This window comes from Massilia brevitalea (assembly GCF_030711405.1).
Classification (GTDB): Bacteria; Pseudomonadota; Gammaproteobacteria; order Burkholderiales; family Burkholderiaceae_D; genus Telluria; species Telluria brevitalea.
Map to the genome: position 1 here is coordinate 57,916 of NZ_JAULSI010000026.1, position 17,982 is coordinate 75,897.

Below are 17,982 nucleotides of genomic sequence, written 5' to 3' on the forward strand. Positions count from 1 at the left end.
TGCTCGCTTTAATGGCACTTGAAGTAATCGAAGGGTTCGCGGCAATCGAGGCACTTGTACAAGGCCTTGCACGGGGTCGAACCGAACTGGCTGGTCAGCTGGGTGTGGGTCGAGCCGCAGTTGGGGCAGGCGACTTCGGGCTCCTTGAAGGCGCCGCGCTTGACGCCGCTGCGCAGTCCACTGATATCGATGGCCTGTTCGACCGGCGGCGCGATGCCGTAGCCCTTCAGGGCGGCCTTGCCGGTCTCGCTCATCCAGTCGGTGGTCCAGGCGGGCGAGAGCTGGGTGACGATGCGCAGCTTGTCGACGCCGCGTGCGCGCAGGGCTTCGCCGACGGCGTCGGAGATCACCTGCATCGCGGGGCAGCCGGAGTAGGTGGGCGTGATCGTCACCACGCACTCGTCGCCGTCGAAGGCGACGTCGCGCACGATGCCGAGATCGACCACCGAGATCACCGGGATCTCGGGATCAGGGACCTCGCCGAGCCAGGACCATACCTGGTCCAGCGTGACGCTCTGGGCGTGCATTTACCACTCCGCTCCGGGATAGGCGCGCTGCAGGAACTGCATCTCGGCCAGGATGTAGCCGAGGCGTTCGCTGTGGCGGCCCTGCTTGCCGCCGCGCTGCATGTACGCGTCGGGCGATGGCATGGTAAGGGTGGCTTCGGCGAAGATCTCGCTCACGTGTTCGAAGAAAGCGGCGCGCAGGCCGTCGACTGGCGGGGCGATGCCCTGCTCCACCATGGCGTTGTCGATGTCGTCGTAGATGAAGACTTCGCCGGTGTACATCCAGAGTTCGTCGGCGGCGGCCTGCATCTTGGCGTGGCTGACGTCGGTGCCGTCGCCCAGGCGCACCACCAGGTCGCCGCTGCGGCGCAGGTGGTAGGTCACTTCCTTCAGCGACTTCTCGGCGATCTCGGCGATGCGCTGGTCGCTGGATTTGAGCAGGCCCTGCATCAGGAAGTAGTGCCAGGTGTCGAAGAAGAACTGGCGCATCATCGTTTCGGCGTAGCTGGCGTTCGGCTGCTCGACCAGCAGCACGTTGCGGTACTGGTGGGCGTCGCGGTGGAAGGCGAGCCTGTCTTCGTCGCGGTCCTGGCCTTCGAGTTCCCCGGCGTAGGTGAGCCACATGCGCGTTTGCCCCAGCAGATCCAGGGCGACGTTGGTCAGGGCCATGTCTTCTTCCAGGGCCGGGCCTTTGCCGCAGAGCTGGGAGAGCTGCTGCGAGAGGATCAGGGCGTTGTCGCCCTGGCGCAGGAGGTATTCGAACTTGGCGTCCATTGCTGCGCTCACAGGTTCTTCACTTCTTCCGGCATCGGGAAGAAAGTGGGGTGGCGGTAGACCTTGCTGTTGGCGGGCTCGAACAGGGCTTCCTTGTCGGAAGGGCTGGACGCCACGATGTCGGCGGCGCGCACGACCCAGATCGAGACGCCTTCGTTGCGGCGCGTGTAGACGTCGCGCGCGTTGTTGACGGCCATTTCGGCGTCAGGGGCGTGCAGGCTGCCGACGTGCTTGTGGGCGAGACCGTGCTGGCTGCGGATGAAGACTTCCCACAGGGGCCATTCTTTGCTCATGATTGTCTCCGATGATGCGAGTTTATTTGTTCTGGGTGCTGCGGTTTTCGCGAGCGATGTTTCACCGCTCGTGGTGCAGGGAGGCGTGCGTACCGCGTGGGCACGGAGTGCCCACCGTACGTTCGAGCCGGAGGCGAGCACTTGCCGTGGGCGATTCTTACGCGGCGGCTTTGCGGGCGGCCTTTTTGTCGGCGTGGGCGACCAGGGCGTCGCGGAACCATTCGCCGTCGTCCCAGGCCGTGACGCGGGTGCGCAGGCGCTCGCGGTTGCAGGGGCCGTTGCCCTTCAGGACGTTGTGGAATTCGCTCCAGTCGATCTCGCCGAATTCGTAGTGGCCGGTCTCCGCGTTGAACTTGAGGTCGGGGTCGGGAACCGTCAGGCCCAGGTATTCGGCTTGCGGCACGGTCTGGTCGACCATGCGCTGGCGCAGTTCGTCGTTCGAGAACAGCTTGATGCGCCATTTGCTCGATTGCGCGCTGTTTACCGATTCGGCGTCCGATGGACCGAACATCATCAGCGATGGCCACCACCAGCGGTTCAGTGCATCCTGCGCCATGGCCTTTTGTTCGGGCGTGCCCTTGGCCAGGCTCATCATGATGTCGTAGCCCTGGCGTGCGTGGAAGGATTCTTCCTTGCAGACGCGGACCATGGCGCGGGCGTACGGACCGTACGAGCAGCGGCACAGTGGAATCTGGTTGATGATGGCCGAGCCGTCGACCAGCCAGCCGATGGCGCCCATGTCGGCCCAGCTCAGCGTCGGGTAATTGAAGATGCTCGAATACTTGGCCTTGCCCGAGTGGAGCGCGGCCAGCAGTTCGTCGCGCGACACGCCCAGGGTTTCGGCAGCGCTGTACAGGTAGAGGCCGTGCCCGGCTTCGTCCTGGATCTTGGCCAGCAGCACCGATTTACGCTTGAGCGTCGGGGCGCGCGTGACCCAGTTGCCTTCCGGCAGCTGGCCGACGATCTCGGAGTGCGCGTGCTGGGAGATCTGGCGGATCAGGGTCTTGCGGTAAGCCTCGGGCATCCAGTCCTTGGCTTCGATCTTGATGCCTTCATCGATACGCGCCTGGAACGCTTGTTCCTCGGCACTCATGTCTTGTTCGGTCTGGACCTTTTTCAGGCCGGTTTCTACCATCTGCGCGTACATGGTCTGTCTCCCATTGCAAACATCGTGAAGCCATAATACGATACAGAAAACGAGATGTACACCAAAATTTTGAATCATATTGAGAAGCAAGGTCAACCCGATTTCATGAAGCAAATGACCAGCCCTGAGTGGATCGCCCACTTCCTCGCACTCGAGCCGCCGCGCTCGAAATCCCTGGTGATGACGGTGATGGGCGATGCGATTGCGCCACACGGCGGCGCGGCCTGGCTCGGCAGTTTGATCGAGCTGCTGGCGCCATTGGGCGTGACCGACCGCCTGGTGCGCACCAGCGTGTTCCGCCTGGTGCAGGAAGGCTGGCTGACGGCCAGCCGCGAGGGGCGGCGCAGCCGCTATGCCTTCGACGCGAAATCGCTGGCGCGCTTCCAGCGCGCCGACCGCCGCATCTACGCCCCGCCCGGCCTGCACTGGGACGGGCGCTGGACGCTGCTGCTGGCGCCGAACGGCAGCATCGACGGCGACTTGCGCACGGCGGTGCGCAAGGAACTGCAGTGGGAAGGCTTTGCGATGCTGGGTCCGGGGCTGCTGGCGCATCCGGCGGGGGACATCGAGGGGCTGGCCGATGCGCTGGACCGTACCGGGGCGGCGGGCAAGGTGTTTGCCCTCAGTGCGGCCGAGTTGCCGGATGTCGGATCGCGGCCCTTGGCGGAACTTGTTGGCGAAGGCTGGAATCTGACGGCGGTGGCCCAGGGCTACCGGGATTTCATTGCGCAGTTTTCGCCGCTGCTGGCCTTGTTGCAGGATGGGGCCGAGCCGGCGCCGGAGGCGGCGTTTGCGATGCGTTCGCTGCTGATTCATGCGTACCGGCGGCTGCAGTTGCACGATCCCTTGTTGCCGGTCGAGTTGTTGCCCGATCCGTGGCCGGGGTCGGATGCGTACGAGGTGGCGCGCGCTATCTACAAGCGTGTTGCGGTGCAGGCCGAGGTGCATGTGGATGCGGTGTTGCGGCGCGAGGATGAAGCGGCGCCGGGCGCGGACGAAGCGTTTTATGGGCGGTTTGGCGGGTTGCGCGGTTAATCGACGTGTATGATCTCGGCTTTACGCCATCAACCAGGACACACCATGTCTATCAAGATCAGCAGCCAGTTCGACGCTGGCGCCATCGAGGTCGTGAACGCCACGAGCGCGAACGCCATCGACCTGAACATCCGCGAGGATTCGCACGCCGACATCACGCAGTGGTTCTACTTCCGCCTGCAGGGCGCGCAAGGCGAGCCATGCACGATCCGCCTGCTGAACGCCGGCCAGGCCGCGTATCCGGCCGGCTGGGAAGACTACAACGCGATGGCGAGCTACGACCGCATCAACTGGTTCCGCGTGCCGACTTCGTTCGATGGCCAGGTGATGACCATCGAGCATACCCCGGGCATGGACAGCGTCTACTACGCCTACTTCGAGCCCTATTCCTGGGAACGCCACCTGGAGCTGCTCGACCGCGCCCAGATGAGCGAGAACGTGCGCATGCTCGACCTGGGTTCGACGGTCGACGGCCGCGACCTGAACATGCTGGTGATCGGCGAGCCTTCGCCTGAAAAGAAAAACGTCTGGGTCATCGCACGCCAGCACCCGGGCGAAACCATGGCCGAGTGGTTCGTCGAAGGCATGCTCGACGCCCTGCTCGACCCGGCCCATCCGTTCGCGCGCCAGCTGCTGAAGGAAACCGTGTTCTACGTGGTGCCGAACATGAATCCGGACGGTTCTGTCCGCGGCAACCTGCGCACGAATGCCGCCGGCGCCAACCTGAACCGCGAGTGGCTGAACCCGACCATGGAGCGTAGCCCGGAAGTCTTCCTGGTCAAGCAGAAGATGCATGAGACCGGCGTCGATCTCTGCCTCGACGTGCACGGCGACGAAGGCCTGCCGTATGTCTTCGTGGCCGGCAGCGAATCGCTGCCGACCTTCACGCCCGAGCAGGCCGCCGCGCAGAAGCGCTTCAGCGACAACTTCATGATCGCCAGCCCCGACTTCCAGGACGTGCACGGCTACGGCGAAACGCCCTACACCGAAGAGACGCTGACCATGGGCTCGCCGCACATCACCCACGCCTTCGGCTGCCTGTCGCTGACCCTGGAACTGCCGTTCAAGGACAACGCCAACGACCCCGACCCGCAAGTGGGCTGGGACGGCGCGCGCAGCGCCCGCCTCGGCGCCGCCGTGCTGCAGCCGGTGCTGCAGGCCGTCCGCGCGCTCAAGTAATCCACTGCCCCGCTCGCCGGGGCATTTTTTCACCTTCAGGAACAACGCACATGTCCGTATTCGCAGCACCCGTATTCGACGCCACCGTCTTGTATCAAGGCGAGGAACTGTTCAAGGGCCGCGGCGCCGCCCAGGGATGGGCCGACAAGGTCGCGAGGGAACTCGAGACGACGGTCACGGTCGAGAAGGTCGGCACCGGCTGGGTCCTGCGCGCCAGCGTCGACGGCGTCGACGTCAGCTGGAGCATCCACGGCCAGCGCCTGGCGCGCCGCGACGCGGCCTGAAATGTTGGAAATTCGCACAGGACCTGCTTTGTGGACGTCAAGCAAGGTGTGCGGACCGGGCAGCTGGGCGAAGCGTTTTATAATGGCAGGATCGGTAATGCCGGTATCCGGCGACACCATCACTTTTGGTGGGCATCTGCCGCAGCGACGCGGCGCGCCTCCAGCTAAACAGGCCGTTCCATGACTACCGCAACTTCGGCGCAGAGCGCGCCTTCCACCGCCTCCGAACGCATGTCGACCGGCATTCCCGGCCTCGACGACATCCTCGGCGGCGGACTGACCCCGCAGCGGGTCTACCTGGTCGAGGGCACGCCCGGCACCGGCAAGACCACGCTCGGCCTGCAATTCCTGCTCGACGGCCTGAAGCGCGGCGAGAGCGGCCTGTACATCACCCTGTCGGAAACGGCGGACGAACTCAAGGCGGTGGCCGCCACCCACGGCTGGACCCTCGACGGCCTGGCGATCCACGAACTGGCCAGCGACGGCGACCTCGACCTGGACTCCCAGCAGTCGGTGTTCCACCCGTCGGAAGTGGAGCTGAACGAAACCACGCGCAACGTGATGAACGAAGTCGACCGCCTGAAACCGGTGCGCGTGGTCTTCGACAGCATGTCGGAGATGCGCCTGCTGGCCCAGAACCCGCTGCGCTACCGGCGCCAGATCCTGGCCCTGAAGCAGTTCTTCGCCTCGCGCGCCTGCACCGTGTTGCTGCTCGACGATAAATCCAGTTCCACCTCGGACCAGCACCTGCACAGCATCGCCCACGGCGTGATCAGCCTGGAGCAGATCGCCAAGGAATTCGGCAAGGAGCGGCGCCGCGTGAACATCGTCAAGATGCGCGGCATCCGCTTCCGCGGCGGCTTCCACGACTACGCTCTCGACACCGGCGGCATCCTCATGTACCCGCGCCTGGTGGCGTCCGAGCACATGCGCGACTTCACGCCCTCCATCAGCCCGACCGGCGCCGACAGCTTCGACGCCCTGCTCGGCGGCGGCCTGGTGCGCGGCACGAATACCCTGATGGTGGGCCCGTCCGGTATCGGGAAGACCACGCTCTCGGTGCGCTGTCTGCTGGCGGCGCTCGAGCGCGGCGAAAAGGCCTCGTTCTACCTGTTCGACGAAGGCCTGGGCACCTTCTTCGCCCGCAACAAGTCGCTCGGCATGGACCTGCGCCCGTATGCCGACAGCGGCCAGCTGCGCATTATCCACATCGACCCGGCCGAGCTCTCGCCCGGCGAATTCGCCCAGATGCTGCGCGACGCGGTCGAGCTGCACGGGGTGCGCTTCCTCGTCATCGACAGCCTGAACGCCTACCTGCAGGCGATGCCGGGCGAGCAGTACCTGACCCTGCAGATGCACGAACTGCTGTCCTACCTGAACCAGCAGGGCGTGACCACGGTGCTGGTGCTGGGCCAGCACGGCCTGATCGGCGAAGTGCGCACCGACGTCGACCTGAGCTACCTGTCCGACACCACCGTGCTGCTGCGCTTCTTCGAGGCCAACGGCCGCCTGCGCCGCGCCCTCACCGTCATCAAGAGCCGCACCGCGACCCACGCGCTGACCATCCACGAGCTGCAGCTGAGCGGCGAAGGCGTGCGCATCGGCGCGCCGCTCGAAGGCTTCGAGGGCGTGCTGACCGGCCTGCCGACCTACCGCGGCGTCACGCCGATGATGACCACGAATGTTGATGTCACTTCCTGACAAGGACGAAGAGCGGGTCCTGGTCTTCGCGCCGCGCGGGCGCGATGCCGAGGTCATGTGCTCGGTCCTGAAGGTCGACGGCTTCGGCTGCGACGTCGTGGCCGGCTTCGACGCCTTTGCCGAGCGCATCGCGGCCGGCGCCGGCGCGGCCATCGTGGCCGAGGAAGCGCTGGCCGGCGTCGACCTCGGGCGCCTGCACGACTGGCTGGGGCGCCAGCCGCCCTGGTCCGACTTCCCTTTCGTGGTCTTGCTCGGCAAGGTCATCGGCACGGCGCCGGAAGCCGCGCGCGCGCGCGTGGCGGAGCTGGGCAACGTGATCCTGCTCGAGCGTCCGCTGAACGTGCAGACCCTGCGCAGCGCGGTGGGCTCGGCCCTGCGCGCACGGCGCCGCCAGTACCAGGCGCGCGCGGTGCTGGCCGACCGCGAACGCACCGCCGCCAACCTGCGCCGCAGCCAGGACGACCTGCTGGAGCTGAACGAGACCCTGGAAGCGCGCATCGAAGAGCGCACCCGCGCCCTGGCCCAGGCCAACGATCGCCTGACCAACGAGGTGATCGAGCGCGAGCGCGTGCAGCAGACCCTGATCCAGTTCCAGAAGATGGAGGCGATCGGGCGCCTCACCGGCGGCATCGCCCACGACTTCAACAACCTGCTCAACGTGGTGCAGGGCAGCATGGACCTGATCCTGCTGAAATCGCAGGACGAGTTCACGCGCAACCGCGCCGAGGTGGCGCGGCGCGCCTGCCAGCGCGGCGGCAAGCTCACCGGCCAATTGCTCGCCTTTTCGCGCAACCAGAGCCTGGACCTGCGCCCGCTCGGCCTGGCCGCCCTGTTCGAGGGCGTGCGCGAGCTGGTGGCCACCTCGCTCGGCTCGGGCGTGCGCATGGAATTCGCGCTCGACGATCCGGATGCGGCCGTGATGGCCGACACCAACCAGATGGAAATGGCGCTCCTGAACCTGGCGATCAATGCGCGCGACGCCATGCCGGCCGGCGGCCGGCTGCGCTTCCATGCCGGCACGGCCGTGCCGCCGGAGGGCCTGCTGCCGGCCGGCGACTACGTGTGCATCGCCGTGGCCGACAGCGGCGAAGGCATGCCGCCCGAGATCATCGCGCGCGTGTTCGAGCCCTTCTTCACCACCAAGGGCGTGGGCAAGGGCACCGGCCTGGGCCTGAGCCAGGTCTATGGCATGGCCCAGCAATCGGGCGGCGCGGCGCGCATCCTCAGCGAACAGGGCGTGGGCGCCACGGTGGAGATCTGGCTGCGCGCGGCCGGCAGCGCCGCCGCCCTGCCGGCGCTGGTGCGGTCATCGGTGGCGGCCACCCGCCAGCGCGGCGCGCGCATCCTGGTGGTCGAGGACGACGCCTATGTGCGCCAGTCGGTGGTCGAGTCGCTGGAAGTGCTGGGCTATACGGTGGCGCAGGCGGCCGATGGCGAAGCCGGGCTGCGCGAACTGCAGCGCTCCAGGCCGGACCTGCTGCTGACCGACTACCTGATGCCGGGCATGACCGGGGCCGAGCTGGTGCAGCAGGCGCGCGCCATCATTCCCGGCGTGCCGATGATGATCGCCACCGGTTATGCCGACATGCGTGCGATCGAGGAAGTGGTGGGCGAAGACATGGTGCTGCGCAAGCCGTTCCAGCTGGCGGAGCTGGCGGCGAGTGTGGAGCGGGCGCTGGCAGCAGGGGTTGATTTGCGATGATCGCGCTCCCCGGCGATTTTCCATTGTTGACGTAACCCGTACGGTGGGCACTCCGTGCCCACGCGGTACGCACGTGTCTGGAGTCACGTGCAGTGAGGTGTCGCCCGCACAGCATGCGACGACCGAAAACCCGGCATGCGTTTGGTGTTTCATTCAGCTTTAGCGGGCGACAAGTTACGGCCAACACGGAAAGGATACGCACGTAACCGCGTGGGCACGGGGTGCCCACCGTACGATACTGCCAACGATGCTGGCGACTGAATACGCCAGGCAAGCCAATCAGGCCGGTTCGCCGTACCGCCGCCGCATGGCTTCAACCGCCCCTGCCACCAGCTGTTCCAGCACCGCGAGATCGACATCGGCCAGCTGGCGCAGGTTCAAACACGCCTTGCCGGTCTTGTGCCGCCCCAGCCTGGCCAGCCGCGCTGCTTCGGCTTCGTCGCCGCTCAACACATACAGACTGAGATCGCCTTTACGCGGCGAAAAACCCACCAGCGGCATGTCGCCCTCGCGTCCGCTGTCGTAGCGGTAATGCACACTGCCGAAGCCGACAATGCTGTCGCCCCACATGACAGCGGGTTCTCCGGTCACGCGGCCCATCAGGCCAGCCAGCTGTGCGCAGTCGGCGCGCCGCGCGTCATCGGCGACGGCGGCCAGGAAGGCGTCGACGCTGGCGCCGGTCGGCCGGGTCTTGTTCTCGGCCATGGATGGGATCAGAGCTGCACGCCCAGGTGCTTCTCCACCCACGCATGCGCATCTTCCAGGCTGTCGAAATGCACGGTGGCGATCACCGTCTTGTCGTGCGCCAGGCAGCTGGCGTACACGCGCTTTTCGTCGGCGGAGCTGAGCAGGTCGGATTGCGGCGCCAGCTCGACCGATGCCACCAGGTCGAGGTTCAGCAATTGCGCCTTCTTCGGGTTGTTTTCCTTGTCGATACGGACGAATTTGCTCATCGATGACTCCTCAGCTGCCCGCAATAACCATTTTTTCGATCAGGATCGACCCGATCGACTTGTTCCCGCGCGCCAGCACGTCGTTGCCGACGCCGACGATTTGCTGGAACATCTCGCGCATGTTGCCGGCAATCGTAATCTCTTCCACCGGATACTGGATGACGCCGTTCTCGACCCAGTAGCCCGAGGCGCCGCGCGAATAGTCGCCGGTCACGTAGTTCACGCCATGCCCCATCAGTTCCGTCACCAGCAGGCCCGTGCCCATCTTGCGCAGCATGCCTTCGAAGGTGTCGCCACGCTTCGTGTTGTCGGAGGTGATGGTCAGGTTGTGCGAACCGCCGGCGTTGCCCGTGGTTTGCATGCCGAGTTTACGCGCCGAGTACGAGGACAGGAAGTAACCCTGCAGCACGCCATCCTTCACCACCTCGCGGCGCACCGTACGCACGCCCTCTTCGTCGAACGGCGAGGAGCCGACTTCGCCGATCACATGCGGGTCTTCGACGATCTGGATATGCTCGGGGAAGACCTGCTTGCCCAGCGTATCGAGCAGGAAGGTGGACTTGCGGTACAGCGAGCCGCCCGATACCGCCTGCACGAAGGCGCCCAGCAGGCCGGCGGCCAGCGGCGCCTCGAACAGCACCGGGCAGGTGCGGGTATCGAGCTTGCGCGCGTTCAGGCGTGCCAGCGCGCGCTCGGCGGCGTAGCGGCCCACGGCTTCCGGTTTAGCCAATTTTTTCGGGTCGCGCGCCGAGGTGTACCAGTCGTCGCGCTGCATCTTGTTGCCCTTGCCCGCAATCGGCGCCACCGATATGGTATGGCGCGAGAACGGGTAGCCGCCGATGAAGCCGCGCGAGTTGGCGGCCACGAAATGCGACTGCTGCACGTAGACGCTGGCGCCTTCGCTGTTCGTGATGCGCGGGTCGACCTCGAACGCCGCGTTCTCGCAGCGCTGGGCCAGCTCGACGGCTTCTTCGGTGGAGATCTGCCACGGGTAGCACAGGCGCAGATCGCGCGGGTTCATTTCCAGCATGTCGGCGTCGGGCAGGCCGGCGGCTTCGTCCTCGGCGGTGAAGCGGGCGATGTCCCAGGCTGCCTGCACGGTGGCCTTCAGCGAGGCTTCCGAGAAGTCGGAGGTGCTGGCATTGCCGCGGCGCTGGCCCTTGTACACCGTGATGCCGATGCCCTTGTCGCGGTTTTGCTCGATGGTCTCGATCTCGCCGCGGCGCACCGACACCGACAATCCGCTACCCTCGCTGATTTCCACCGCGGCATCGGTGGCGCCGCCTTCGCGGGCAAACGCGAGTACGCTTTGCGCCAGTTCCCGCAACTGGTCCTGGGTGTGGGTAAAAACGGTGTCGTTCATGTGTGTTTTATGTAGCGAGCCCTAAAACAGTTATCATAGCAGCCGTTTACTGTTTTCACTGATCGGCCCAGCGCCAATCAAATCATTCATATCATGCCTAATGCAAACCGCGGCGCCGTTGGCTTCCAGTCCAGCGAGTTCGAGCAAGAATACGAACGCCCTTCCAAGTCCGAACTCAAGCGCCAGATGGACGAGCTGCAAAAGCTCGGAGCCCAGCTCGTGGCCGAGCCGCGCGACCGCGTCAAGCGCGTGCCGATGCCGGAGGACGTGAAGGACGCCATCCTCATGTGCCAGACCATCACCAACCACGAGGGCCGCCGCCGCCAGTTGCAGTTCGTCGGCAAGAAGATGCGCACCCTCACGGAAGAGGAAGTGGCCGTCATCCAGCGTACCATCGACAGCTGGAAAGGCGCCTCGAAGGCCGAAACCGCCGCCCTGCACGCGCTGGAACGCCGCCGCGAAAAGCTGCTCACCGACGACAAGGCCCTGACCGACCTGCTGACCGAACACCCGCAGCTCGACGTGCAGCACCTGCGCACGCTGATCCGCAACGCGCGCAAGGAGCAGGCAGAATCCAAGCCGCCGAAGGCCTACCGCGAGCTGTTCCAGATCCTGAAGGACCTGGCCAAGGGCGGCAAGAAGCCTGCCAGCGACGAGGAAACCGATGACGACGAGCCAGCAGACGCGTAAAGAATTGGTGATCGGATTGGTCTCGGTCTCCGACCGCGCCAGTGGCGGCGTGTACGAAGACAAGGGCATCCCGGCGCTGCAGGACTGGCTGGCCGCCGCCCTCACCACGCCGTTTCGCGTCGAGACGCGCCTGATTCCCGACGAGCGTGCGCAGATCGAGCAGACCCTGGTTGAACTCGTCGACACGGTCGGCTGCCACCTGGTGCTGACCACCGGCGGCACCGGTCCGGCGCGGCGCGACGTCACGCCCGAGGCCACGCTGGCCGTCGGCAGCAAGGAAATGCCGGGCTTCGGCGAGCAGATGCGCCAGGTCAGCCTGGCCTTTGTGCCGACCGCGATCCTGTCGCGCCAGGTGGCCGTGATCCGCGAAACCGCCGACCACGCGGCCCTCATCATGAACCTGCCGGGCCAGCCGAAAGCCATCAAGGAAACCCTGGAAGGCCTGAAGGATGCCGACGGCAAGGTGCGCGTGAACGGCATCTTTGCCGCCGTCCCCTACTGCATCGACCTGATCGGCGGCCCGTACATGGAAACCGATCCGGCCATCACCACCGCCTGGCGTCCGAAGAACGCCCAGCGCCCTGCCCCACCGCGAGAGACCGTATGAGCGACCTGCTGCAAAACATCGAAATCGAAACCGCGCCAAACCCCACGACCGCGATCATCTGGCTGCACGGCCTGGGCGCCGACGGCAACGACTTCGTGCCGCTGGTGCGCGAGCTCGACCTGAAAGGCCTGGGCGGCATCCGCTTCGTCTTCCCGCACGCGAAAACGATTCCCGTCACCGTGAACGGCGGCTACGTGATGCGCGCCTGGTACGACATCACCGGCGCCGAACTCACGCGCCGTGAAGACGAAACCGGCCTGCGCGATTCGCAGCGCGACGTGGAAGCCCTGATCGCGCGCGAAAAGGCGCGCGGCATCCCGGCCTCGAAGATCATCCTGGCCGGCTTCTCGCAAGGCTGCGCCATGACCCTGCAGACCGGCATGCGCCACCCGGAAAAGCTGGCCGGCATGCTGTGCCTGTCGGGCTACCTGCCGCTGGCCGACAAGGTCGCGCACGAGCGCAGCGAAGCGAGTATCGACACCCCGGTATTCATGGCGCATGGCCGCCAGGACCACGTGGTGCCTTTCATTCGCGCCGAGCAGTCGCGCGATGTCGTCAAGGGCCTCGGCTACGGGGTCGAGTGGCACGAGTATGCGATGCAGCACTCGCTGTGTTTCGAGGAAGTCCAGGACATCTCGGCCTGGCTGAAAAAAGTATTGGCGTAAGGCCTTAATATCGGGAGCCCTGGCTCCCGTTTTTCATTTGGAGGCCCGGAAATGGCAAAGAAAGACGAGCTGGACGAAGAAACGATGGCCTTGATTAACTGGTGCATCGAGGTGGAAGGTTTCCTCGTCGCCGGCGGGGCGACGCAGAAAGAGGCGCAGGACCATATCGAAGAGCAGGTCGAGTGGTTTACGGACTTGTTCTACGACGGCCTCACGCCGGAAGAAGCCGCAAAGGAAGCCTTGGCCTGAGAACTTACCGACGGCGCGATGTGGCGTTTGTAGGGTGGGCTCTCGAGCCCACGCGGTACGGCCGTTGCGTACAAATTGCTTCACCTACGACCCGGTCCGCGAGCATACCGATGCTCCGCGTGACCGAAGGGGTTTGTTGAGGTACGACCGCGTGGGCACAAGTGCCCACCCTACGACTGCCTGCAAACGCATGCAAGCTTCGCATAGCGTTGGTGGTTTGTTGAGGTACGAATCAACACCTTTATTCCGGCAACTGCGCCGCGCTCGACACCGGCACCTCGGTCTGCGCGGTGTTCATCACCATCGCCAGGAAGGTGTAGTAGCCCGTCAGGCCCATCAGGTCGACCACGCCCTGCTCGCCGAACAGCGCCAGCGCCTCGCCATAGGTGTGGTCCGAGACGCTCTTGTTCTGCTGCAGTTCGAGGCAGAAGTCGTGCACCACCGATTCGTCGACCAGCATGCCCTCCGGCCGGCGGCGGTGCGCAATCGCATTGATCACATCCGGCGGGACGCCGACCTGGGCCGCGATCGGCGCATGGATCGCCCACTCCACCTGCTGGTTCCACTGGCGCGCCGTGACCAGGATCGCCAGCTCCGACAGGCGCACGCCGATGGCGCTGCGGTAGCGCAGGTATTCGCCCATGCGCTGGGCGTTTTCCAATAGCTCGGGGCTGCGCAGCAGCGGCACGAAGGGTCCGTAGAGGGCGCCGCGCGGCCCCTCGATCACGGCCTGGGCGGCGCGGCGCTGCGCTTCGGTCAGCTGGTCGGGCGGGATCGGGCGGAGGCGGTCGCTCATGGCGGGCGTGGCAAACGTGTCTGATTGGAAAAATATTCGCACAGCTTCCCGTAAAGATCAAAGGAAACCGTTGGCGCGGCGCTTATTGTCAAACGTCAATCTTTCCTCGAAGGGGGTAGCCATGAGCCATATCATCCACCGCAGCCTGCGCCAGACGCCGCCGGTCGCCGTCGCCGCCAGCGGCGTGACCGTGCGCGACAGCAGCGGCAAGACCTACATCGACGCCAGCGGCGGCGCCGCCGTGTCCTCGCTCGGCCATGCCCATCCGCACGTGATCGCGGCCATGCACCGCCAGATCGACGCCTGCGCCTACGCCCACACCGCCTTCTTCACCACCGAGGTGGCCGAGGAACTGGCGGCCAAGCTGGTCTCGAAGGCGCCGGCCGGCATCGATGCGGTCTACCTGGTCTCGGGCGGCTCGGAGGCGATGGAGACGGCGCTGAAGCTGGCGCGCCAGTACTTCGTCGAGAGCGGCGAAAGCAAGCGCAGCATGTTCATCGCGCGGCGCCAGAGCTACCACGGGAATACCCTCGGCGCGCTGGCCGTGGGCGGCAACGAATGGCGCCGCAAACCCTTCGCGCCGCTGCTGATGGACGTGCCGCGCGTGGCGCCCTGCTACGAATACCGCGACCGCGCCGAGCGCCAGACCCTGGACCAGTACACCGCCGGCCTGCTCGATGAGCTGGAAACCGCGATCATGAAGGCCGGGCCGGACAAGGTGATCGCCTTTGTCGCCGAGCCGGTGGTCGGCGCCACCGGCGGCGCGATTCCGCCGACGCCCGGCTACTTCAAGGGCGTGCGCGAGATCTGCGACCGCCACGGCATCCTGTTCATCGCCGACGAGGTGATGTGCGGGATGGGCCGCACCGGCACCATGTTCGCCATCGAGCAGGATGGCGTGGCGCCGGACATCATCGCCGTGGCCAAGGGGCTGGGGGCCGGTTACCAGCCGATCGGCGCGGTGCTGGCGCAGGGGACGATCGTCGAGCGGCTGCGGCGCGGCAGCGGCAGCTTTTTGCACGGTCACACGTACATCGGGCATCCGGTGGCGGCGGCGGCGGCGCTGGCGGTGCAGGAAGTGATCGAGCGCGATGGCTTGCTGCAGCAGGTGCAGCGGCGCGGGGCGACCTTGCGGCGCATGCTGGGCGATGTGTTCGGGCAGCATCCGCACGTGGGGGATATCCGCGGGCGTGGGCTGTTCGTCGGGATCGAGCTGGTAAGGGACCGGGTGTCGAAAGAGCCGTTCGCGCCGCAGCGGCGGCTGCATGCGGCGATCAAGAACGAAGCGATGGCGCGCGGGCTGATGGTGTATCCGATGGGCGGGACCATCGATGGGCAGCGCGGCGACCATATCCTGCTGGCGCCGCCGTTCATTGCCAGCGCGTCGGATTTGTCGGAGATCGTGGCGCGCTTGGCCGAAGCCCTGGATGCGGCGCTGGTGGCGTGATCAGCAGATAGCGTCACCCGTACGGTGGGCACTCTGTGCCCACGCGGAACGATGCGCTAACGAGACGCTCCCGGATGTGTTGACCGATGATCATGTGATCCGCGTCGAAAAGAGCAGCCGCGATGCATGCATCCGCGTGGGCACGGGGTGCCCACCGTACGGTTGATGCCGCCGGCTCCGGTCGGCATCGTACCCGCACTACCTCTACTTCGGAAACGCGACCACTTCCGCCTGCTGCTCGCCCAGCCCCGCAATCCCCAGGCGCAGCGTGTCGCCTTTTTTGAGGAAGCGCTGCGGCGTGCGGCCCATGCCCACGCCCGGCGGGGTGCCGGTGGTGATGATGTCGCCCGGCTCCAGCGTCATGAAGCGCGAGATGTAGCTCACCAGTTGCGCCACCGTGAACACCATGGTCGACGTGTTCCCGGTCTGCATGCGCTTGCCGTTCAGTTCCAGGTAGAGGTCCAGGTCCTGCACGTCAAGAATTTCGTCGCGCGTGACCAGGAACGGACCGACCGGCCCGAAGGTGTCGCAGCCCTTGCCCTTGTCCCACTGCGAACCCATCTCGAACTGGTAGGCGCGCTCGCTGACGTCGTTCACCACGCAGTAGCCGGCCACGAACTTCAGCGCCTCATCTTCGCTCACGTGCTGCGCGCGGGTGCCGATGACGACGCCCAGCTCGACTTCCCAGTCGGTCTTCTTCGAGCCCTTCGGCAGCTGGATCGGATCGTCCGGGCCGTTCAGGCAGCTGGTGGCCTTGGTGAAGAACACCGGTTCGGCCGGCACCGCGGCGCCGGTTTCGGCCGCGTGGTCGGCGTAGTTCATGCCCACGCCGATGAACTTGCCCACGCGCGCCACCGGCACGCCCAGGCGCGGGTTGCCGCGCACCAGGGGCAGGGTCTTCCAGTCGACCTTGGCCAGCTTGCGCAGCGCCTTGTCGTTCAATACCGCGGCGTCGATGTCCTCGATGACGCCGGACAGGTCGCGCAGGCGCCCTTCCTCGTCGAACAAACCTGGTTTTTCCTTGCCCGGGCGGCCATAGCGCACCAATCTCATCGTCGTGTCCTGTCGTCGTGCGTCCGCGCCACCATGGCCGGACCAAAACCGCATGATAACAGTCTTACTTTTTGAGGGTCAGCAGGTAGGCACTCATGTCGAGGGCATCGCGCTCGCTCACGCCCATGGCCGGCATCGCGGTGCCGGGGTCGATGGTTTGCGGCGCGCGGATCCAGCGCACCAGGTTGGCCTGGGTGTTCGGCAGCCTGCCGCCGATGTACTGGCGGTCGCCCAGGTCGTCGAGCGTGCGGCCGACGTAGACCTCGGAGCCGGTCACGCCGGGGATCATGTGGCAGGCGCGGCAGGCATGCTGGGCCAGCGCGAGGCGCCCGCGCGCAGGGTCGCCCTGCAGGCCGGCCGGCGCTTCGTTCGGTTTGCCGCAACCGGCCAGCAGCGCCAGCGGCAGGGTCAGAAGTAGAAGGCGGCGGCTCATGGCGCATCCTCCGCCATCGGCGCGGTGACCGGCGTGGCCGTGTTCACCGGCGTGTTGGTGGCCGCGCCATAGTCGCGCGCCGACAGTGTCGGCAGCACGCCCATGAAGGCCACCACCGCCCAGGTATCGGCTTCGCTCATGTGGTATTCCCAGGCGGGCATGCCGCTCATCTTGATGCCCTTGCGCGTGATCCAGTACAGCTCGCGCTGGCCCCAGCGCTTGCCGGCGTCGATCAGGGGGCCGGGCACCGGCTGCATGCTTTGCCCGATCGGCGACTGGGCAAAGCCTGGGCCGCCGTGGCACTGGGCGCAATTGGCGGCATACAGGGCCGCACCGCGCCTGACCTGCTGCGGGTCGCCGAGCTTCGGCACCTCGACGTTGCGCGCGTAATGGCGCACCGAGTAATGCATGCCGGATTCCAGCACGGTGTACACCGGCTGCCAGTGCGAACTGATGGCGGTGATGTCGTACCAGCCGGCGCGCAGCACGATCCCGCCGATGGCGGCAGCGGCCAGCCCGGTAACGGCAAGCGTGGCGGCGATGGTTTTCAGGATCAGGCGTTGGCGGTTGGAAGGCATCGGCGAGGCATCGGCTCCGTTTCGAGGGGCGCACACAGTTGAAAATAGGATATTGCTATTCTTGTATTATAAAGAGACCCCGGTTTTTCGTTATTTCGAATTGTGCGCATGCTTCTTCTTCCTCATTCCCCGACTTCCCGATGTTGGCCCAGGGTGCCCGGTGCGCTGCTGTGTGCGCTGTTGTGTACGCTTGTGCTGGCCGGCTGCGGCAAAGACAAGCCGGCCGCGCCGGCAGTCGCCGGCGGCGATCCGAAACAGGGCCAGCACCTGATCGCGCAATACCAGTGCGCGGCCTGCCACCAGATTCCCGAAGTGCCCGGCGCGCACGGCAATGCCGGCCCGCCGCTGGACGCCTTTGGGCACAACAGCTACATCGCCGGCGGCATCCCGAACACCCCCGGGAACCTGATCCGCTGGCTCGATGATCCGCAGGCCATGAAGCCCGGCACCCTGATGCCGGACGTGGGCGTCTCGCCCGAGGAAGCGCGCCACATGGCGGCCTACCTGTATTCGCTGGAATGAGCACC

At 66.0% G+C, this 17,982-nt stretch carries 22 protein-coding genes; 11 read left to right on the top strand and 11 right to left on the bottom strand.

Going from position 1 to position 17,982, the window contains the following annotated elements; genetic code table 11:
* Nucleotides 1–8 precede the first annotated feature (8 nt).
* The 4 genes from paaD to paaA all read right to left on the bottom strand — a co-directional run bounded on the left by paaD (nt 9) and on the right by paaA (nt 2,720).
* Nucleotides 9–527, bottom strand: coding sequence for a 1,2-phenylacetyl-CoA epoxidase subunit PaaD (gene paaD, locus QWL29_RS17000; RefSeq protein WP_305824062.1), 519 nt, complete (start codon nt 525–527; stop codon nt 9–11).
* Nucleotides 528–1,280, bottom strand: a complete 753-nt coding sequence (paaC, locus tag QWL29_RS17005; protein WP_305824092.1) for a 1,2-phenylacetyl-CoA epoxidase subunit PaaC — start codon at nt 1,278–1,280, stop codon at nt 528–530.
* A gap of 8 nt (nt 1,281–1,288) precedes the next feature.
* Nucleotides 1,289–1,573, bottom strand: a complete 285-nt coding sequence (paaB, locus tag QWL29_RS17010; RefSeq protein WP_305824063.1) for a 1,2-phenylacetyl-CoA epoxidase subunit PaaB — start codon at nt 1,571–1,573, stop codon at nt 1,289–1,291.
* A 157-nt stretch (nt 1,574–1,730) separates the two neighbouring features.
* Nucleotides 1,731–2,720 carry a 1,2-phenylacetyl-CoA epoxidase subunit PaaA gene (paaA, locus tag QWL29_RS17015; protein WP_305824064.1) on the bottom strand — a complete coding sequence of 330 codons (990 nt, stop codon included), beginning with the start codon at nt 2,718–2,720 and terminating at the stop codon, nt 1,731–1,733.
* 105 nt (nt 2,721–2,825) lie between these two features.
* Here paaA and paaX point away from each other — a divergent pair, with 105 nt between their 5' ends.
* From paaX to QWL29_RS17040, 5 genes are all read left to right on the top strand, one after another.
* Nucleotides 2,826–3,755, top strand: a complete 930-nt coding sequence (paaX, locus tag QWL29_RS17020; protein WP_305824065.1) for a phenylacetic acid degradation operon negative regulatory protein PaaX — start codon at nt 2,826–2,828, stop codon at nt 3,753–3,755.
* A gap of 45 nt (nt 3,756–3,800) precedes the next feature.
* Nucleotides 3,801–4,934: a M14 family metallopeptidase gene (locus QWL29_RS17025; RefSeq protein ID WP_305824066.1), complete on the top strand. Its 1,134-nt coding sequence runs from the start codon at nt 3,801–3,803 to the stop codon at nt 4,932–4,934.
* Nucleotides 4,935–4,984: 50 nt separating this feature from the next.
* Nucleotides 4,985–5,218: a hypothetical protein gene (locus QWL29_RS17030; RefSeq protein ID WP_305824067.1), complete on the top strand. Its 234-nt coding sequence runs from the start codon at nt 4,985–4,987 to the stop codon at nt 5,216–5,218.
* 180 nt (nt 5,219–5,398) lie between these two features.
* The gene (locus QWL29_RS17035; protein WP_305824068.1) at nt 5,399–6,919 is read left to right on the top strand and encodes an ATPase domain-containing protein; all 1,521 of its coding nucleotides are present in this window, start codon (nt 5,399–5,401) and stop codon (nt 6,917–6,919) included.
* Nucleotides 6,900–8,621: a response regulator gene (locus QWL29_RS17040; protein ID WP_305824069.1), complete on the top strand. Its 1,722-nt coding sequence runs from the start codon at nt 6,900–6,902 to the stop codon at nt 8,619–8,621. The genes QWL29_RS17035 and QWL29_RS17040 overlap by 20 nt, the downstream gene beginning before the upstream one ends.
* A 279-nt stretch (nt 8,622–8,900) precedes the next feature.
* On the opposite strand, the gene QWL29_RS17045 is transcribed toward QWL29_RS17040, so the two are convergent.
* From QWL29_RS17045 to pmbA, 3 genes are read right to left on the bottom strand one after another with little or no spacing between them, the layout of a single operon-like run.
* Nucleotides 8,901–9,326, bottom strand: coding sequence for a DUF1801 domain-containing protein (locus QWL29_RS17045; RefSeq protein WP_305824070.1), 426 nt, complete (start codon nt 9,324–9,326; stop codon nt 8,901–8,903).
* Nucleotides 9,327–9,334: 8 nt separating this feature from the next.
* On the bottom strand, nt 9,335–9,574 hold the full coding sequence (locus tag QWL29_RS17050) for a hypothetical protein (RefSeq protein ID WP_305824071.1): 240 nt from the start codon (nt 9,572–9,574) through the stop codon (nt 9,335–9,337).
* A 10-nt stretch (nt 9,575–9,584) separates the two neighbouring features.
* Nucleotides 9,585–10,937: a metalloprotease PmbA gene (pmbA, locus tag QWL29_RS17055; protein ID WP_305824072.1), complete on the bottom strand. Its 1,353-nt coding sequence runs from the start codon at nt 10,935–10,937 to the stop codon at nt 9,585–9,587.
* A 93-nt stretch (nt 10,938–11,030) separates the two neighbouring features.
* On the opposite strand from pmbA, the gene yjgA reads away from it, so the two are divergent.
* Genes yjgA through QWL29_RS17075 form a run of 4 tightly spaced genes read left to right on the top strand, consistent with a single transcriptional unit; the run spans nt 11,031 to nt 13,148 of the window.
* Nucleotides 11,031–11,627: a ribosome biogenesis factor YjgA gene (gene yjgA, locus QWL29_RS17060; protein ID WP_305824073.1), complete on the top strand. Its 597-nt coding sequence runs from the start codon at nt 11,031–11,033 to the stop codon at nt 11,625–11,627.
* The gene (gene mog / locus QWL29_RS17065) at nt 11,602–12,234 is read left to right on the top strand and encodes a molybdopterin adenylyltransferase (protein WP_305824074.1); all 633 of its coding nucleotides are present in this window, start codon (nt 11,602–11,604) and stop codon (nt 12,232–12,234) included. Before yjgA ends, mog begins: the two co-directional genes overlap by 26 nt.
* A complete protein-coding gene (locus tag QWL29_RS17070) occupies nt 12,231–12,899 on the top strand; it encodes an alpha/beta hydrolase (protein ID WP_305824075.1) in 669 nt (222 codons plus the stop codon). The genes mog and QWL29_RS17070 overlap by 4 nt, the downstream gene beginning before the upstream one ends.
* Before the next feature lie 51 nt (nt 12,900–12,950).
* Nucleotides 12,951–13,148 carry a hypothetical protein gene (locus QWL29_RS17075; RefSeq protein WP_305824076.1) on the top strand — a complete coding sequence of 66 codons (198 nt, stop codon included), beginning with the start codon at nt 12,951–12,953 and terminating at the stop codon, nt 13,146–13,148.
* A 241-nt stretch (nt 13,149–13,389) separates the two neighbouring features.
* On the opposite strand, the gene QWL29_RS17080 is transcribed toward QWL29_RS17075, so the two are convergent.
* On the bottom strand, nt 13,390–13,944 hold the full coding sequence (locus tag QWL29_RS17080; protein ID WP_305824077.1) for a carboxymuconolactone decarboxylase family protein: 555 nt from the start codon (nt 13,942–13,944) through the stop codon (nt 13,390–13,392).
* Nucleotides 13,945–14,065: 121 nt separating this feature from the next.
* On the opposite strand from QWL29_RS17080, the gene QWL29_RS17085 reads away from it, so the two are divergent.
* Nucleotides 14,066–15,391, top strand: coding sequence for an aspartate aminotransferase family protein (locus QWL29_RS17085; protein ID WP_305824078.1), 1,326 nt, complete (start codon nt 14,066–14,068; stop codon nt 15,389–15,391).
* 204 nt (nt 15,392–15,595) lie between these two features.
* On the opposite strand, the gene QWL29_RS17090 is transcribed toward QWL29_RS17085, so the two are convergent.
* From QWL29_RS17090 to QWL29_RS17100, 3 genes are all read right to left on the bottom strand, one after another.
* Nucleotides 15,596–16,444: a fumarylacetoacetate hydrolase family protein gene (locus QWL29_RS17090; protein WP_305824079.1), complete on the bottom strand. Its 849-nt coding sequence runs from the start codon at nt 16,442–16,444 to the stop codon at nt 15,596–15,598.
* A gap of 64 nt (nt 16,445–16,508) precedes the next feature.
* Nucleotides 16,509–16,877 carry a c-type cytochrome gene (locus tag QWL29_RS17095; RefSeq protein WP_305824080.1) on the bottom strand — a complete coding sequence of 123 codons (369 nt, stop codon included), beginning with the start codon at nt 16,875–16,877 and terminating at the stop codon, nt 16,509–16,511.
* On the bottom strand, nt 16,874–17,455 hold the full coding sequence (locus QWL29_RS17100) for a c-type cytochrome (protein WP_305824081.1): 582 nt from the start codon (nt 17,453–17,455) through the stop codon (nt 16,874–16,876). The genes QWL29_RS17095 and QWL29_RS17100 overlap by 4 nt, the downstream gene beginning before the upstream one ends.
* Before the next feature lie 180 nt (nt 17,456–17,635).
* Between QWL29_RS17100 and QWL29_RS17105 the strand changes: the two genes are divergently transcribed.
* Entirely contained in the window at nt 17,636–17,977 is a 342-nt protein-coding gene (locus tag QWL29_RS17105) for a c-type cytochrome (RefSeq protein ID WP_305824082.1), read from the top strand.
* The last annotated feature ends 5 nt before the right edge of the window (nt 17,978–17,982 follow it).

Coding starts and splice junctions, on each gene's coding strand:
- QWL29_RS17080 (WP_305824077.1), bottom strand. CDS start 13,944: ATGAGCGACCGCCTCCGCCCGATCCCGCCCGACCAGCTGACCGAAGCG.
- QWL29_RS17045 (WP_305824070.1), bottom strand. CDS start 9,326: ATGGCCGAGAACAAGACCCGGCCGACCGGCGCCAGCGTCGACGCCTTC.
- QWL29_RS17035 (WP_305824068.1), top strand. CDS start 5,399: ATGACTACCGCAACTTCGGCGCAGAGCGCGCCTTCCACCGCCTCCGAA.
- pmbA (WP_305824072.1), bottom strand. CDS start 10,937: ATGAACGACACCGTTTTTACCCACACCCAGGACCAGTTGCGGGAACTG.
- QWL29_RS17090 (WP_305824079.1), bottom strand. CDS start 16,444: ATGAGATTGGTGCGCTATGGCCGCCCGGGCAAGGAAAAACCAGGTTTG.
- QWL29_RS17095 (WP_305824080.1), bottom strand. CDS start 16,877: ATGAGCCGCCGCCTTCTACTTCTGACCCTGCCGCTGGCGCTGCTGGCC.
- QWL29_RS17085 (WP_305824078.1), top strand. CDS start 14,066: ATGAGCCATATCATCCACCGCAGCCTGCGCCAGACGCCGCCGGTCGCC.
- QWL29_RS17050 (WP_305824071.1), bottom strand. CDS start 9,574: ATGAGCAAATTCGTCCGTATCGACAAGGAAAACAACCCGAAGAAGGCG.
- paaA (WP_305824064.1), bottom strand. CDS start 2,720: ATGTACGCGCAGATGGTAGAAACCGGCCTGAAAAAGGTCCAGACCGAA.
- paaB (WP_305824063.1), bottom strand. CDS start 1,573: ATGAGCAAAGAATGGCCCCTGTGGGAAGTCTTCATCCGCAGCCAGCAC.
- paaD (WP_305824062.1), bottom strand. CDS start 527: ATGCACGCCCAGAGCGTCACGCTGGACCAGGTATGGTCCTGGCTCGGC.
- paaC (WP_305824092.1), bottom strand. CDS start 1,280: ATGGACGCCAAGTTCGAATACCTCCTGCGCCAGGGCGACAACGCCCTG.
- QWL29_RS17070 (WP_305824075.1), top strand. CDS start 12,231: ATGAGCGACCTGCTGCAAAACATCGAAATCGAAACCGCGCCAAACCCC.
- QWL29_RS17100 (WP_305824081.1), bottom strand. CDS start 17,455: ATGCCTTCCAACCGCCAACGCCTGATCCTGAAAACCATCGCCGCCACG.
- yjgA (WP_305824073.1), top strand. CDS start 11,031: ATGCCTAATGCAAACCGCGGCGCCGTTGGCTTCCAGTCCAGCGAGTTC.
- QWL29_RS17075 (WP_305824076.1), top strand. CDS start 12,951: ATGGCAAAGAAAGACGAGCTGGACGAAGAAACGATGGCCTTGATTAAC.
- QWL29_RS17025 (WP_305824066.1), top strand. CDS start 3,801: ATGTCTATCAAGATCAGCAGCCAGTTCGACGCTGGCGCCATCGAGGTC.
- QWL29_RS17040 (WP_305824069.1), top strand. CDS start 6,900: ATGTTGATGTCACTTCCTGACAAGGACGAAGAGCGGGTCCTGGTCTTC.
- QWL29_RS17030 (WP_305824067.1), top strand. CDS start 4,985: ATGTCCGTATTCGCAGCACCCGTATTCGACGCCACCGTCTTGTATCAA.
- paaX (WP_305824065.1), top strand. CDS start 2,826: ATGAAGCAAATGACCAGCCCTGAGTGGATCGCCCACTTCCTCGCACTC.
- mog (WP_305824074.1), top strand. CDS start 11,602: ATGACGACGAGCCAGCAGACGCGTAAAGAATTGGTGATCGGATTGGTC.